The following is a 13,528-nucleotide window of genomic DNA, read 5'->3' on the forward strand; positions in this document are numbered from 1 at the left end:
GCCAGCGCGCCCGCCAGCGCGGCCAGCGCCCCGGACGCCTCCTCGCCGAGCCGGGCGAACCCGTGGGTGAGCGCGTCGTCGAACCCTGTCACCAGGTCGAGCGCCTCGCCGACCCCGGCCGGGGCGTCGCCCTGCAGCTCTCCTAGCTGTACGTCGAGCATCAGCGCACCGCCTTCGTCGCGGGGAACCAGTGCAGCTCGGCCAGCGGCTCCGTGCTGTCGGGCACCTCCAGGTAGGCCAGGTGGCGCAGGAACCTGCTGAACACCACGGCGGCCGGGGTGCGCTCGACCGGCCCGTTGATGGAGGACATCAGGAACTGGCCCTCCGGCACCTCCACCCCCAGGTAACGGGCCACCCGGTCCAGCCCGTACTGCAGGACCGCCTCGTCGGCCAGCTGGTGGATGTGCTTGCAGGCGTAGCCGTGCAGCGCGCCGCACGGCCGGTTGTTGTTGGTGCTGCAGCTCAAAGCGTGGGTGCCGGCGGTGATGGACGAGACGTAGACCCGTTCGATGTCGGATCCGCTCGACACGACCCCCTGCAACCGCCCGTCGGCCAGCTCGACGAAGGGAACCTTCGCCAGCTTCCTCGGCTCGACAGGCGGCACCACCCGTACCACGCTGTGCTGCTCCCACGCGGCTCTGTCCGCGTCCACGACCTCGAACCCTCCCGCCCCGGCCGGCTCACGGGCGCAGGCGGGAATGCCCGCGCCTTCGCGACCGGCTGATCAATGATCCGGGAACTTACCGGAGCTCACCGACAGATCGGGTCTAAACGATCAAAGCCCAAGGTCTGCGCGGTTCAGGGCTCCTGGGATAATTGTCGATAATATTGTCAACGAAGCTCAACTACGGGAGGATTCCGTGACCTCTGAGTCCCCGCTGGAGGAGACGCTGACCGACCGGCTCAGAGCGGCCGTGCTCGGCGGGGACTTCGTGCCCAACCAGCGGCTGGTCGAGGCCGACGTGTGCGAGCAGTTCGGGGCCACCCGCGCGGCCGTGCGCGAGACGTTCAGGGAGCTGGCCTCGGAGGGGCTGGTCGAGATCCTACGCAACAAGGGCGCCCGCGTCCGGGCGATCTCCAAGGCGGAGGCCATCGAGATCACGGAGGTCCGGATGGTGCTGGAGGGCCTGTCCGCCGCCAAGGCCGCCGAGCGCGTCACCCCCGAGCAGGCCGGGCGGCTGCGGGAGATCGTCGCCGAGATGCGGGCCGCCGTGGAGCACAACGACCTCGACCGATATTCCGAGCTCAACGCGGCGCTGCACGCCAAGGTCCGCGAGATCGCCGCCCACCAGACCTCGGCGTCGATCATCGAACGGCTGGGGGCGCAGGTGATCCGGCACAAGTTCCGCCTGGCCCGGCAGCCGGGGCGGGCGGCGCTGTCGTTGCCGCAGCATGAGCTGATCGTGGCCGCCATCGTCGCCCGCGACCCCGAGGCGGCGCAGACGGCCATGCAGCAGCACCTGCGCAGCGTCGCCAAGGCGCTGGAGGCCACCGACTGACGAGCCACCATCGCCCCGCGCCCGCCCGGTGGTCACGGCGATGACGACCTCGGCTCCCCGTACGGCCTCGGCGTTGCACGCGACCAGCGGCGGCCCGCCGGACGGCGACGGCGGGTGGGCGGGGTCGTAGCTGGTGGACGAGCCGATGCGGCCGCGCTCACGCAGGCCGGGAGCGACGGCGCGCTACCGCAGCGAAGACACCGCGAACACAGGTAACACCGAGCCTCCCGAACATGAACATCGCCAGGGAGCTGGTCAGCGTGACGGTGGCACGCTGGTCGCTGCGGAAGCAGGGGACTTCTGCGATGATAATGTTCTACATATCCAAATATTTAGATATATGGAGCAGCGATGTCAAAGGTGCTGATTGTCGGGGCCGGGGCGCTGGGGCAGGTCTTCGGGTTGTGGCTGGCCGCGGCCGGGGCCCGGGTCAGCTATCTGGTGAGGCCGGGCCGGGAGAGCTGGGAAGGGGCTTCGCTGTACCGGCTCAGGCGGGGGCGAGCGCCGGTGAGCGAGCGGATTGTGCCGTACGAGGTGATCAGTGAGCCGCGCCGCGAACAGTGGGACATGGTGTGGCTCTGCGTGGATTCGCCCGCGTTGCGGGGCGAGTGGACGCGTGCGCTGCGCGCCGCGGCCGGAGCGGCGACGGTGGTCACCATCGGCCAGGACCCGGGCGATCTGAGCACCCTCGCCCGGGTCTGGCCACAGGAGCAGATCGTCCAGGTGGCCCCGACGCTGCTCGCCTACCAGGCGCCGCTGGAGCGAGAGGTCCCCGCGCCGGGGGTGGCGTACTGGGTGCCACCCGGTTCGGCGGTGGGCGTCACCGGAGCGCGCGCCCCGCAGGTCGTCGCCGCACTTCAGGCCGGTGGCGTGCGGGCCAAGCGGGTGACGCGGGCCGGTGCGGGGGAGCTCGCCGCCGCCCGCATGATCCCCTACATCGCCGAGTTGGAGGCCTCCGGCTGGAGACTGCCCGCGTCGAGCGCACGGTTGCGGGGCGCCACCGCGTCCGTCCGGGAGGCCGTCGCCGTGGTCTCCGCTCAGCACGGGCTGCGCGCTCCCGTCTCCGTCCCGTCCTGGGCCGTGGGCTTGGCGTTGCGCGTGCTGCCATGGCTGCTCCCCTTCAACCTGCGCAGCTACCTGGAGACGCATTTCACGAAGGTGAGCGCGCAGACGCGGCTGATGCTGGACGGCTGGATCGCCGAAGGCGCCGCCAGGACGCTGCCGGTCGGCCATCTGTCCGCTCTGCGTGACTCATTGCCCGCATGAGCGGCTCGATCGAGGCCCAGGACGTCCTCGCGCTGTTCGCGCGGGCCCGGCCGCTGTTCACCGCCCTGGGGGATGAGCGCAGGCAGGAGATCGTCGTCTTCCTCCTGGAGTCCGCGACCCCACGCAGCGTCGGTGACATCGCCGCGCACCTGGAGCTGTCCCAGCCCGCCACCTCCCACCATCTCAAGATCTTGCGCGATGCGGATCTGCTGACGGTACGGCGCAACGGCGCCCTGCGCCTGTACGGCCTCAACGCCAAGGCCTACCCGGACCTCCTGACCCCGATGCGCGACCTCATCACGTTGATCATCTCTTGTGCTTCCGGCCTGGAGGAACAGCCGAGCAGCCAGTAGCGGCCGGGACGCTGCGGACACCGGGAGCGGCCGTGGCCCGACCTCCGGAAACGAAGGGCGGGAACCGTACGGTCCCCGCCCTTCGTCCTGCCTGAGGACCCCTTGCCGACCGCCTGGCCCTATGTCCGGAGCAGCTGCGCTCCCTTGTCGCCGCTCAGATCACGCTGACGGAGCGCCCGATTCGCGACTCTGCGGACCAGTTCCTGCTGGGCAGACGGAGGGCTGAGGTCAAAGGGCGACGGTCCACGCGTCAACGACATGGCAGCCATTTGGCTGCCCAGAGACCGAGGAAGTCGGCCCGAACTGCTGTTCTGTGCTTTTGTACACCACCGGGCCGTCGATGTTTCTTGTGTACGGCCAGTGGGCCGAGTTGCATTCGACCACTACGCGATAGTTGCCGTAGCCTTCGTAGCAGGTGGTTTGTCCCACGTTGCGGGTGGTATCGACGTATGGCTCGCAACGCCATACTTCAGCCTGAGCGGCTGGGACCCCCAGCACGGACGTGAGACAGAGGACCGTGCCAAGCATTGTCGTGCTGATCATTGCCTTTTTGACAGGCTTCATATTTTCCTTACTCGTACTTCGGGATCGTGGACTTACCGCGTTCCGCACCCAGATCGCATGGCCCGTCGCGGAAACGTCATCAGTCGTAACCAGGAACGGCCATCCCGCCCATCGGGCTGCTGGGTGCGCCTCAGATTGAACCAAGGAACATGGCCTGCAACTATCCGGGCCGCGTCCCGAAGATCGCGCTTTTCGGATAGGGGCCCCGCCCCTGGCCTCGGTGGCTCAGCTGCGGACTACATGGCCCCATCCGTCGCAGGACACCCCTTGACAGGAGCCCTTGGCGATCAGTCGCTCGTGCCGAGCGATGAGCTTCCGGTCAGCGAACACCAGCAGCTCGCTCGAGTGCAGCAGCACCTTCACCTGGCGGGTGCTCGGTGTCGTCCCCCCAGTGCGGCGGGCTCCGGCGTCGATTCGGGGCGGACGCCGAACGGGCCGGCCCGCGCGAACCAGTAGTTTGCTGCATCGGCGAACGTGAATGCCGATGATGGGGCTGCGATGCGATTTATCACGGGAATCGTGCTGGTGCTGGCGGCGGTTGGCGGGTGTACGTCCACGCCGATCAAACCGGTGGACCCCGGCAACCGCTTCACGTCGAGGCCGCCGGTCGACCTCAAGTCCATCGGCCCGTGGCCCGGCGGCGGCCTCGGGTCGAGCAGCTACCCGGTGATCGGCTGAGCTCAGACTTAGCTCAATCCCAGCCAAGACCTACCTGGCGGCTGGGAACACGTTCGGGAGCGGAGGGCCGAGCACTGCCACCTGCGCAAGAAGGGCCATATCGTTGACAATGTTGTCGAATTCCATGCTCGACCAGGCCCGATGTTTGCGCTTGAGGCAGATTGCCGATGAAACTGTTGACAATCTGAGCGATCGGCTCGTAGCGTCAGCGAGTGACCTCGGCAAAGACCCCCACACTTCTGGTGATCAGCGCCCACGCGGGCGACTTCGTCTGGCGCGCGGGCGGGGCCATCGCGCTCGCGGCCGGCCGCGGCGAGCGGGCCAAGGTGGTCTGTCTCAGCTTCGGCGAGCGCGGCGAGTCCGCGAAGGCGTGGCGCGCCGGCCGTACGCTCGACGAGATCAAGGCGATCCGCCGCGAGGAGGCGCAGAACGCCGCCGCGGCCCTGGGCGCCGAGATCGAGTTCCTCGACGCGGGCGACTATCCCCTGGTGGAGACCCCGGAGCTGGTCGACCGGCTGGTGCGGATCTACCGGGAGGTCGAGCCCGACGTGGTGCTGACGCATCCGCTGGCCGACCCGTACAACGGCGACCACCCCGCGGCGGCCCGCATGGCGCTGCAGGCGCGCGTGCTGGCGCAGGCCGCGGGCTACGACGCGCCGGGCGAGCCGCTCGGAGCGCCGCCCGTGTTCTTCTTCGAGCCGCACCAGCCCGAGCAGTGCGACTTCAAGCCCGACGTGCTGCTCGACATCACCCCGGTGTTCGACAGGAAGCGCAAGGCGATGGAGTGCCTGCCGGCCCAGCAGCACATGTGGGACTACTACACCGACCTCGCCAAGCGCCGCGGGGTGCAGCTGCGCCGCAACGCGGGCCCCAACCTCGGCCTGCCGCACGACACCATGGGCGAGGCCTACATGCGGCTCTACCCGCAGGTGACGGACGTGCTGGCATGAGGCACGTGGTCGTCACCGGCACGCCACGGGCGAGCCTCGACCGGATCGACACCCTGGCCGCGTACGGCGTCGCGACCGTCCACGAGGCGCTCGGCCGTACCGGCTACCTGGGGCCCGGGCTGCGCCCCGCGTGGCCCGGGTGCGGCGCCGGCGGCAACGCGGTCACGGTGCTGTGCTGGCCGGGCGACAACCTGATGATCCACGTCGCGGTCGAGCAGTGCCAGGAGGGCGACGTCCTGGTCGTGACCACGACCTCGCCGTCCACCGACGGGATGTTCGGTGAGCTGCTGGCCACCTCGCTGCGCTCCCGTGGCGTGCGCGGGCTGGTGATCGACGCGGGCGTACGCGACGTCGCCGGGCTGCGGGCCATGGGCTTCCCGGTGTGGAGCGCGGCCGTCAGCGCCCAGGGCACGGTCAAGGCGACGCCCGGCGCGGTCAACGTGCCCGTCACCGTGGGCGGGCAGCTCGTCCGGCCCGGCGACACGATCCTCGGCGACGACGACGGGGTGCTGGTGGTGCCACGGGACGACCTGGAGCGGGCCCTCTCCTCCTCCGCCGCCAGGGCCGCGAAGGAGGCCGCGGCCCGCGAGGCGTTCGCCAAGGGCGAGCTGGGGCTCGACCGCTACGGCCTGCGCGAGCGCCTGCCCGGGCTCGGCATCACGTACGTGCCGGCCGCCGAGTACGGACCGATGTGACGGGCGTAGGCATGGGCGACGACGACCACCGGCCACGGACCGATGTGACGGGCATCGGCGACGACGACCACCGGCTACGGACCGATGTGACGGGCATCGGCGACGACGACCACCGGCTACGGACCGATGTGACGGGCGTCGGCGACGACGACGGCGTGCGGTGCATGCTGATGCGCGGCGGCACCTCCAAAGGCGCCTACTTCCTGGCCGGCGACCTCCCCGGAGATCCCCGCGAGCGCGACGACCTGCTCCTGCGCGTCCTGGGCAGCCCCGACCCGCGCCAGATCGACGGCATCGGCGGCGCCCACCCGCTCACGAGCAAGGTGGCCGTGGTGTCGCCCAGCACCGATCCCGGCGCGGACCTCGACTACCTCTTCCTCCAGATCGCGGTGGACGAGCCGGCCGTCTCCGGGCGGCAGAACTGCGGCAACCTGCTCGCCGGCGTCGGCCCGTTCGCCGTGGAGCGCGGCCTCGTCCGTCCGCGAGGCGACGACACCGAGGTCCGCATCGGCCTGGTCAACACCGGCGGCCTCGCCACCGCCCGCTTCCCCACCCCGGGCGGCCGCGTCGACTACCGCGGCGGCACGGCCATCTCCGGCGTTCCGGGCACGGCCGCGACCGTGGTGCTCGGGTTCGAGGACACCGCCGGATCGGGCACGGGGCGGCTGCTGCCCACCGGCCGCGAGGTGGACGTGATCGACGGGATCGAGGTGACCTGCGTCGACAACGGCATGCCGGTCGTCGTGGCGGCGGCGGAGGACCTCGGCATCACCGGCTACGAGCCGTACGAGACGCTCGCGGCCGACGCCGGGCTCCGCGAGCGCGTGCAGTCGCTGCGCGTGCAGGCGGGCAAGCTCATGGGGCTCGGCGACGTCACCGGCGGGGCCGTGCCCAAGACCACGCTGGTCGCGCCGCCCCGCGACGGCGGCGCGCTGTGCACCCGCACGTTCATCCCGGTCCGGCCGCACACCGCGATCGGGGTGCTCGGCGCGGTCAGCGTCGTCACCGCCGCGCTGCTCCCGCACGGCGTGGCCCGGCGCTTCGCCCGGCTGCCCGAGGGCGCCCGCGTGGATGTCGAGCATCCCACCGGCCACCTGGAGGTCGAGGTGGAGCTCGACCTGTCCGCCAGCCCGCCGACCGCGGTGCGGGCGGCGAACGTACGCACCGCGCGCAAGCTCTTCGACGGCATGGTCTTCCCCCGCCCGCAAGGTTGAGATGGCGCCCGACGTTGAGATGGCCCCAAGGTTGAGACACCACCCGAGGTCGAGATGCCACCGAGGTTGACATGAACGCTCTGCTGCACGACATCGCCCACCTCGGCCACGTCGAGCTGCTCACTCCCGAGCCGGAGCGGAGCCTGTGGTTCTTCACCGAGATCCTCGGCATGACGGCCGCCGGGCAGGACGGCGACTCGGTGCACCTGCGCACGTACGACGACTACGAGCACCACAGCCTCACGCTGACGGCCCACCGCACCTCGGGCATCGGCTCGACGGCGTTGCGGGCGAGCAGTCAGGAGGCGCTGGAGCGCCGGGTGCGCGCGATCAAGGACGCCGGGCTGGGCATCGGCTGGCGCGACGGCGCCCCGGGCCGCGGCCCGACGTACGCCTTCCGCGACCCCGACGGCCACGAGCTGCGTCTCTACTGGGAGTCGCAGTGGTACGAGGCGCCCGAGGAGCTGCGTCCCGCACTGAAGAACCAGCCGCAGGCGTTCCCCGGCCACGGGGTGGGCGTGCGCCGCCTCGACCACGTCAACTTCCTGGCCGCCGAGGCCGCGACCGCCGGCGCCTTCGTGCGCGACGTGCTCGGCGCCCGGGTGACCGAGCAGATCATGCTGGACAGCGGCCGGATCTCCGCCCAGTGGCTGCACTTCGCGAACAAGTCCTACGACCTCGTCTACACCGACGACTGGTCGGGCGCCTCGGGCCGGCTGCACCACCTCGCGTTCGCCACGAACACCCGCGAGGACATCCTGCGGGCCGCCGACCTCTGCCTGGACAGCGGTGTGTTCATCGAGACCGGCCCGCACAAGCACGCCATCCAGCAGACCTTCTTCCTGTACGTCTACGAGCCCGGCGGCAACCGCGTCGAGCTGTGCAACCCGCTGACCAGACTCATCCTGGCGCCCGACTGGCGGACGATCACGTGGACGGAGGCCGAGCGGGCCAAGGGCCAGGCATGGGGGCTGAAGACCATCGCCTCCTTCCACACGCACGGCACCCCACCGACCGAATAATCGGCTTTACATCGAAATTTCACTCATTGACGCCTCCACAGGCAGAGGCTAACGTCGTCTCATAACTTAAAGGAAACTTTCCTAATAGTTTCCTGACATCCCACCCCTCGTACACCCCCAACCGGATGTCGGAGAGTCATGAGACACAGTGTCCTGAGCAAGATCCTCGTGGCGTTACTGCTGCCCCTCACCGCCGTGGCGGTCGCCCCGCCGCCGGTCTCCGCCTCGGCGTACGCCGCCCTCGCCGAGTGGGCCCCGTGGACGGCGTACACGGCGGGCACGCACGTCACGTACAACGGCGTCGAGTACGAGTGCATCCAGAGCCACACCTCCCAGCCCGGCTGGGAGCCCCCGAACGTGCCCGCCCTGTGGAAGCCCTCGACCGGCGGCGGCACCGACACCACCGCCCCATCGGTGCCCGGCAACCTGCGCTCGACCGGTGTGACCGGCAGCAGCGTCTCCCTCGCCTGGGACACCTCGACCGACAACGTCGGCGTCACCGGCTACGAGATCTACCGAGGCGGCACCCTCATCACCACCGTCACCGGCACCACCCACACCGACACCGGACTGGCCGCCAACACCGCCTACAGCTACACCGTCCGCGCCCGCGACGCCGCCGGCAACCGCTCCGCCAACAGCAGCACCGTCACCGCCACCACGACGGGCGGCGGCGGCACGGACACCAGCCCGCCGACCGTGCCGGGCAACCTGCGCTCGACCGGCGTGAGCAGCAGCAGCGTCTCCCTCGCCTGGAACGCCTCCACCGACAACGTCGCCGTCACCGGCTACGAGATCTACCGAGGCGGCACCCTCATCACCACCGTCACCGGCACCACCCACACCGACACCGGACTGGCCGCCAACACCGCCTACAGCTACACCGTCCGCGCCCGCGACGCCGCCGGCAACCGCTCCGCCAACAGCAACACCGTCACCGCCACGACCACGGGCGGCGGCGGTGGCGGGAACAAGGTGCTCGGCTACTTCGTGCAGTGGGGCGTCTACCAGCGCGGATACCACGTCAAGAACATCGACACGAGTGGCTCCGCGGCCAAGCTGACCCACATCAACTACGCGTTCGGCAACGTGCAGAACGGCCAGTGCACGATCGGCGACAGCTACGCCGACTATGACCGCTTCTACCAGGCGGGCGAGAGCGTGGACGGCGTGGCCGACACCTGGGACGCGGGCGCGCTGCGCGGCAGCTTCAACCAGCTGCGCAAGCTCAAGAAGAAGTACCCGAACCTGAAGGTGCTGTTCTCCTTCGGCGGCTGGACCTGGTCCGGCGGCTTCACCCAGGCCGCGCAGAACCCCACGGCCTTCGCCAACTCCTGCTACAACCTGGTCGAGGACCCGCGCTGGGCGGACGTGTTCGACGGCATCGACATCGACTGGGAGTACCCGAACGCCTGCGGCCTCACCTGCGACTCCAGCGGCTCGGCGGCGTTCAGGAACGTCATGTCGGCGCTGCGCTCCCGCTTCGGCTCCGGCAACCTGGTCACCGCGGCCATCACCGCCGACGGCACGAACGGCGGCAAGATCGACGCCGCCGACTACGCGGGCGCCGCGCAGTACGTCGACTGGTACAACGTCATGACGTACGACTACTTCGGCGCCTTCGCGCCGCAGGGCCCGACCGCCCCGCACTCCCCGCTCACCTCCTACTCCGGGATCCCGACCCCGGGCTTCTACTCCGACGCCGCGATCCAGAAGCTCAAGGGCAAGGGCGTGCCGGCGAGCAAGCTGCTGCTCGGCATCGGCTTCTACGGCCGCGGCTGGGCCGGCGTCACGCAGTCCGCGCCCGGCGGCACGGCCTCGGGACCCGCGCCGGGCACGTACGAGCAGGGCATCGAGGACTACAAGGTGCTCAAGACCCGCTGCCCGTCCACCGGCACGGTCGCGGGCACGGCGTACGCGTACTGCGGCGGCCAGTGGTGGAGCTATGACACGCCGAGCACGATCGGCGGCAAGATGAGCTACTCGAAGAGCCAGGGCCTCGGCGGCGCGTTCTTCTGGGAGCTCAGCGGCGACACCACGAACGCCGAACTCCTCACAGCCATGAAGTCCGGCCTGAACTGACCACCGTCCTACGGCGGGCCCCTGGAACCAAGGGCCCGCCGTAGGCTCCGGGGTACCAGGGGTCCGCTGCAGAGCCCGTCAGCGGGCGGCCGCCGTCAGCTCGCTCACCTGCGCGGCCGTCAGCTCCACGGTGGACGCGGCAAGGTTCTCCTCCAGGTGGGCCACCGACGACGTGCCCGGAATCGGCATCATCACCGGCGAACGCGCCAGCAACCAGGCCAGGCTGACCTGCGCGGGCGTGGCCCCGACGGCCTTGGCGACGTGGTCCACGGGACTCCCGGCCACCGCCAGCGCCCCCTTGGCGATGGGGCTGAAGGGGATGAACCCGATCCCCTGCTCCTCGCAGTGCTCCAGCACGTCCTCGGAGAACGCGTTGGTGAGGCTGTAGCGGTTCTGCACGGTGACGATCTCGACGATGCGCCGCGCCCGCTCCAGCTCCTCGACGCTCACCTCCGACAGGCCGATGCTGCCGATCTTGCCCTCGTCCCGCAGCGCCTTCAGCTCGCCGAGCTGGTCCTCCAGCGGCACCTCCGGGTCGATGCGGTGCAGCTGCAGCAGGTCGATCCGGTCCACCCCGAGCCGCCGCAGGCTCATCTCGACCTCCTGCCGCAGGTACGCGGGCCGCCCCACGACCACCCACCGCCCCGGCCCCGGCCGTACGAACCCGGCCTTGGTCGCGATCAGCAGCCGCTCCGGGTACGGGTGCAGCGCCTCCCGGATGATCTCCTCACTGACGTAGGGCCCGTAGGAGTCGGCGGTGTCGATGAGATCGACGCCCAGCTCCACGGCCCGCCGCAACACTCGCACGGCCTCGTCGTGATCACGTGGCGGCCCCCAGACCCCGGGCCCGGTGAGGCTCATGGCCCCGAAACCGAGCCGGTGGACGGTCTTGTCACCGATGGCGAACGTGCCGGTGGACTGGAGCTCTATGGACATGCGGGGTTCCCCGTTTCGCTGTCATCTGGGCCGTCTACGCACCTCCCATCTTCCCGTGGACGCCACACGTCCCCCCATCACGGTGCGGGTTTGGCGTCGCTGACGACGCCCGCCGCCAGGTTGGTGCCGAAGTACTGCACCCGCCACGCTCCCCCGCTCTTCGACCCGGTGCGGACCTCGAAGCGGCCCTGGCTGAGGACCGGGTTGTCCCGGGTCAGGGTGCTCTTGTCGACCGAGTTGAAGGCTCCGGACGGCGCGCCCGGCTTGCGGTAGAAGACCCAGATGCGCTGGTTCCCCAGCCCCTCCCAAGACGCGCCCGGCTTGCCGCGCAGCCGTCCCGAGTGGACGGTGCTGCCGCCCGCCCGCCGTACCGCGTAGTCGAGCTGCGTCGCGTACCGCTGCTCGGCCGTCGCCTCCACGAACACCGCCGCGCTCACCGCCCCGATCACCTCGGGGCCGCTGCGGACCTCGGCCCGCCACTCGCCGCTCTCCATGACGGGCGCCTGCGCGAGGAACCGGCCGAGGTCGTCGGTGACCGCGTCGGCGAGCTCGCGCCAGCCGCACGTCTCCTGCTCCTGGTACGCGATCACGACGGGCAGCCCGGCCGCCGGGCCGGAGGCGCCGTTCTTGACCAGCTCCAAGCGGCCGATGAGCCGGATCAGGTCGCCCCTGGGGACCTGCCGGGGCTGCGCGTCGAAGGACTCGAACCGCGCCTCCGCCTTCACCCCGCGCCGGTCCACGTCGAACTCGTGCACGGCCGTCGCCCGGCCGGCCCGCACCTCGACCTGCCACGTCCCCTCCGGGTCGGCGGGCCGGAGGGTGTGCGTGGCCAGCCAGTCGCACGGCGGCGGCTGGGCGGCGAAGTCGAGCGGTACGCGCGTCCCGTCCGGGCTCAGCAGCCGGCCGCGTAACCGGGTGGCGTTCGCGGTGGACACCTCGATCCGGAGCGCGACCTCGCCAGTGTCCAGGACGGCCGGCTGCGGCGTCACCTGGATGGCGACGATGTCGGGCGAAGCCTGCATGTCTCCTCCTGTCAGCAGATCTCGCGGTAGGGCGTGCCGGGGATGAGCCGGTCCCACTCGCTCCGGGAGAGCGAGCGCCCGGCCCTGGCGCACAGGGCGGCGGCCACGCCGGCGGCGGTGGCGGGCTGGTCGCCGAGCGTGCCGTCGGTCCGCAGCCAGCGCAGCTGCCCGGCGTCGAAGGCCAGCGCGACCACCTCGCCCGCCGGGTACACGGCGGGTGAGCCGAGCGGGGCGCGTTCGGCGACGTCCCAGAGCTGGACGCGGTTCGAGCCGCCGACGGCCAGCGTCCGCCCGTCGGGCGAGAACGCCAGCACGTCCACCGCCCCGAACCCCTTGAGCGGCAGATGGGCCAGCTGCCGGCGGTCGGCGGCGTTCCAGAGCGTCACCCCGGCGGCCAGCGCGCCGGTGGCGATGATCTTGCTGTCCGGGCTGTACGCGATGGCCCGCACGCCGTCCGCGCTCTCCCCGAACGGCCTGGTGACGGCCTCGGCCCCGCCCAGCGACGCGAGCGCGCCGTCCGCGCCGTTCACCGCCAGCTCCCGCCCGTCGGGGCGGAAGATTATCCCAGAGCCGCCGGGGACGCTCAGCGTCCGCGTCCTGACCCCGCGGCGGACGTCCCAGAGCTGGACGTCGCGCCAGTTGTTCGCGGGCGGGGTGACGGTCTCCTGGAAGGGCGCCACCGCCAGCGTCGTTCCGTCCGGGGCGAACGCGAGCCCGCCCACCTCGCTCGCGCCTTTGACGGAGAACGTCCGGTCCTTCGTGCCCGTCGTCAGGTTCCAGAGCGTGACCCGCGCGGGATCGGCCGTCCCGACGGCTAAAACCGTGCCGCCGGGGTTCAGGGCCATCGCAGTCGGGGAGACCGGCAGGGCCGCCGTCCGCGCCGGCTCGTCCAGGCGCCAGACCTCCACCCGGGGCCGCCGCACGATCACCGTCCGCCGCGCGGGGTCGAACAGCCCGGCCTCGACCCCGGGGGCCAGCGTGCGCGGGCGGGTGAGGTCGGAGACGTCCAGGGTCACGACCGTGCCGTCGAGCAGGCCGAAGGCGAGCGTGCCCGGGCCCAGCCGGAGCCCGGACACGAGCTCGCCGACCGAATGGGACAGCAGCCGGGTGCCGTCCCGCGACCAGAGGGCCAGGTCGGAGCCGTCGTAGGCGGCCAGGTGGCGGCCGTCCTGGCTGAAGCGCAGCACGCGGGCACCGAATCCCTTCAGCACCGGCTCCCGCCAGCGCCGCGCGGCGAGGTCCCAGAA

The 13,528-nt window shown here is 71.0% G+C and carries 14 protein-coding genes; 9 read left to right on the plus strand and 5 right to left on the minus strand.

Annotated features, from left to right (window positions below):
• Positions 1–160: 160 nt before the first annotated feature.
• Complete coding sequence (locus tag ACWDX9_RS50195) at positions 161–652, minus strand: hypothetical protein (RefSeq protein ID WP_449968423.1); 492 nt, start codon at positions 650–652, stop codon at positions 161–163.
• A 208-nt stretch (positions 653–860) separates the two neighbouring features.
• On the opposite strand from ACWDX9_RS50195, the gene ACWDX9_RS50200 reads away from it, so the two are divergent.
• The 3 genes from ACWDX9_RS50200 (at position 861) to ACWDX9_RS50210 (ending at position 3,118) form a co-directional block, all read left to right on the plus strand.
• A complete protein-coding gene (locus tag ACWDX9_RS50200; protein WP_449968426.1) occupies positions 861–1,499 on the plus strand; it encodes a GntR family transcriptional regulator in 639 nt (212 codons plus the stop codon).
• A gap of 351 nt (positions 1,500–1,850) precedes the next feature.
• Positions 1,851–2,765 carry a ketopantoate reductase family protein gene (locus ACWDX9_RS50205; RefSeq protein WP_449968428.1) on the plus strand — a complete coding sequence of 305 codons (915 nt, stop codon included), beginning with the start codon at positions 1,851–1,853 and terminating at the stop codon, positions 2,763–2,765.
• Positions 2,762–3,118 (plus strand): ArsR/SmtB family transcription factor, encoded by a 357-nt coding sequence (locus ACWDX9_RS50210; RefSeq protein WP_449968431.1) that lies wholly within the window; start codon positions 2,762–2,764, stop codon positions 3,116–3,118. The genes ACWDX9_RS50205 and ACWDX9_RS50210 overlap by 4 nt, the downstream gene beginning before the upstream one ends.
• A gap of 228 nt (positions 3,119–3,346) precedes the next feature.
• Here the strand turns inward: ACWDX9_RS50210 and ACWDX9_RS50215 are convergent, their stop codons facing one another.
• Positions 3,347–3,682 (minus strand): hypothetical protein, encoded by a 336-nt coding sequence (locus tag ACWDX9_RS50215; protein WP_449968434.1) that lies wholly within the window; start codon positions 3,680–3,682, stop codon positions 3,347–3,349.
• 498 nt (positions 3,683–4,180) lie between these two features.
• Here ACWDX9_RS50215 and ACWDX9_RS50220 point away from each other — a divergent pair, with 498 nt between their 5' ends.
• The 6 genes from ACWDX9_RS50220 to ACWDX9_RS50245 all read left to right on the plus strand — a co-directional run bounded on the left by ACWDX9_RS50220 (position 4,181) and on the right by ACWDX9_RS50245 (position 10,323).
• Positions 4,181–4,360: a hypothetical protein gene (locus ACWDX9_RS50220; protein WP_449968436.1), complete on the plus strand. Its 180-nt coding sequence runs from the start codon at positions 4,181–4,183 to the stop codon at positions 4,358–4,360.
• Positions 4,361–4,572: 212 nt separating this feature from the next.
• The gene (locus ACWDX9_RS50225; RefSeq protein ID WP_363967067.1) at positions 4,573–5,310 is read left to right on the plus strand and encodes a PIG-L deacetylase family protein; all 738 of its coding nucleotides are present in this window, start codon (positions 4,573–4,575) and stop codon (positions 5,308–5,310) included.
• Entirely contained in the window at positions 5,307–6,005 is a 699-nt protein-coding gene (locus ACWDX9_RS50230; RefSeq protein WP_449968439.1) for a 4-carboxy-4-hydroxy-2-oxoadipate aldolase/oxaloacetate decarboxylase, read from the plus strand. Before ACWDX9_RS50225 ends, ACWDX9_RS50230 begins: the two co-directional genes overlap by 4 nt.
• Before the next feature lie 11 nt (positions 6,006–6,016).
• Positions 6,017–7,219: a 4-oxalomesaconate tautomerase gene (locus ACWDX9_RS50235; protein ID WP_449968441.1), complete on the plus strand. Its 1,203-nt coding sequence runs from the start codon at positions 6,017–6,019 to the stop codon at positions 7,217–7,219.
• 71 nt (positions 7,220–7,290) lie between these two features.
• Positions 7,291–8,241: a VOC family protein gene (locus tag ACWDX9_RS50240; protein ID WP_364259424.1), complete on the plus strand. Its 951-nt coding sequence runs from the start codon at positions 7,291–7,293 to the stop codon at positions 8,239–8,241.
• A gap of 138 nt (positions 8,242–8,379) precedes the next feature.
• Positions 8,380–10,323 (plus strand): glycosyl hydrolase family 18 protein, encoded by a 1,944-nt coding sequence (locus ACWDX9_RS50245; protein ID WP_449968445.1) that lies wholly within the window; start codon positions 8,380–8,382, stop codon positions 10,321–10,323.
• Between the two features lie 78 nt (positions 10,324–10,401).
• On the opposite strand, the gene ACWDX9_RS50250 is transcribed toward ACWDX9_RS50245, so the two are convergent.
• From ACWDX9_RS50250 to ACWDX9_RS50260, 3 genes are all read right to left on the minus strand, one after another.
• Positions 10,402–11,259, minus strand: a complete 858-nt coding sequence (locus ACWDX9_RS50250) for an aldo/keto reductase (protein WP_449968447.1) — start codon at positions 11,257–11,259, stop codon at positions 10,402–10,404.
• A 77-nt stretch (positions 11,260–11,336) separates the two neighbouring features.
• Complete coding sequence (locus ACWDX9_RS50255; RefSeq protein WP_449968450.1) at positions 11,337–12,281, minus strand: hypothetical protein; 945 nt, start codon at positions 12,279–12,281, stop codon at positions 11,337–11,339.
• 11 nt (positions 12,282–12,292) lie between these two features.
• Positions 12,293–13,528, minus strand: a 1,236-nt coding sequence (locus ACWDX9_RS50260) for a WD40 repeat domain-containing protein (protein WP_449968452.1), incomplete at its 5' end; no start/stop codon positions are given.

It is taken from the genome of Nonomuraea sp. NPDC003201, assembly GCF_053590415.1.

Excerpts from the sequence above, each read along its gene's own strand:
- ACWDX9_RS50205 (WP_449968428.1), top strand. The coding sequence starts at position 1,851 with ATGTCAAAGGTGCTGATTGTCGGGGCCGGGGCGCTGGGGCAGGTCTTC.
- ACWDX9_RS50210 (WP_449968431.1), top strand. The coding sequence starts at position 2,762 with ATGAGCGGCTCGATCGAGGCCCAGGACGTCCTCGCGCTGTTCGCGCGG.
- ACWDX9_RS50215 (WP_449968434.1), bottom strand. The coding sequence starts at position 3,682 with ATGAAGCCTGTCAAAAAGGCAATGATCAGCACGACAATGCTTGGCACG.
- ACWDX9_RS50220 (WP_449968436.1), top strand. The coding sequence starts at position 4,181 with ATGCGATTTATCACGGGAATCGTGCTGGTGCTGGCGGCGGTTGGCGGG.
- ACWDX9_RS50230 (WP_449968439.1), top strand. The coding sequence starts at position 5,307 with ATGAGGCACGTGGTCGTCACCGGCACGCCACGGGCGAGCCTCGACCGG.
- ACWDX9_RS50235 (WP_449968441.1), top strand. The coding sequence starts at position 6,017 with ATGGGCGACGACGACCACCGGCCACGGACCGATGTGACGGGCATCGGC.
- ACWDX9_RS50240 (WP_364259424.1), top strand. The coding sequence starts at position 7,291 with ATGAACGCTCTGCTGCACGACATCGCCCACCTCGGCCACGTCGAGCTG.
- ACWDX9_RS50245 (WP_449968445.1), top strand. The coding sequence starts at position 8,380 with ATGAGACACAGTGTCCTGAGCAAGATCCTCGTGGCGTTACTGCTGCCC.
- ACWDX9_RS50250 (WP_449968447.1), bottom strand. The coding sequence starts at position 11,259 with ATGTCCATAGAGCTCCAGTCCACCGGCACGTTCGCCATCGGTGACAAG.
- ACWDX9_RS50255 (WP_449968450.1), bottom strand. The coding sequence starts at position 12,281 with ATGCAGGCTTCGCCCGACATCGTCGCCATCCAGGTGACGCCGCAGCCG.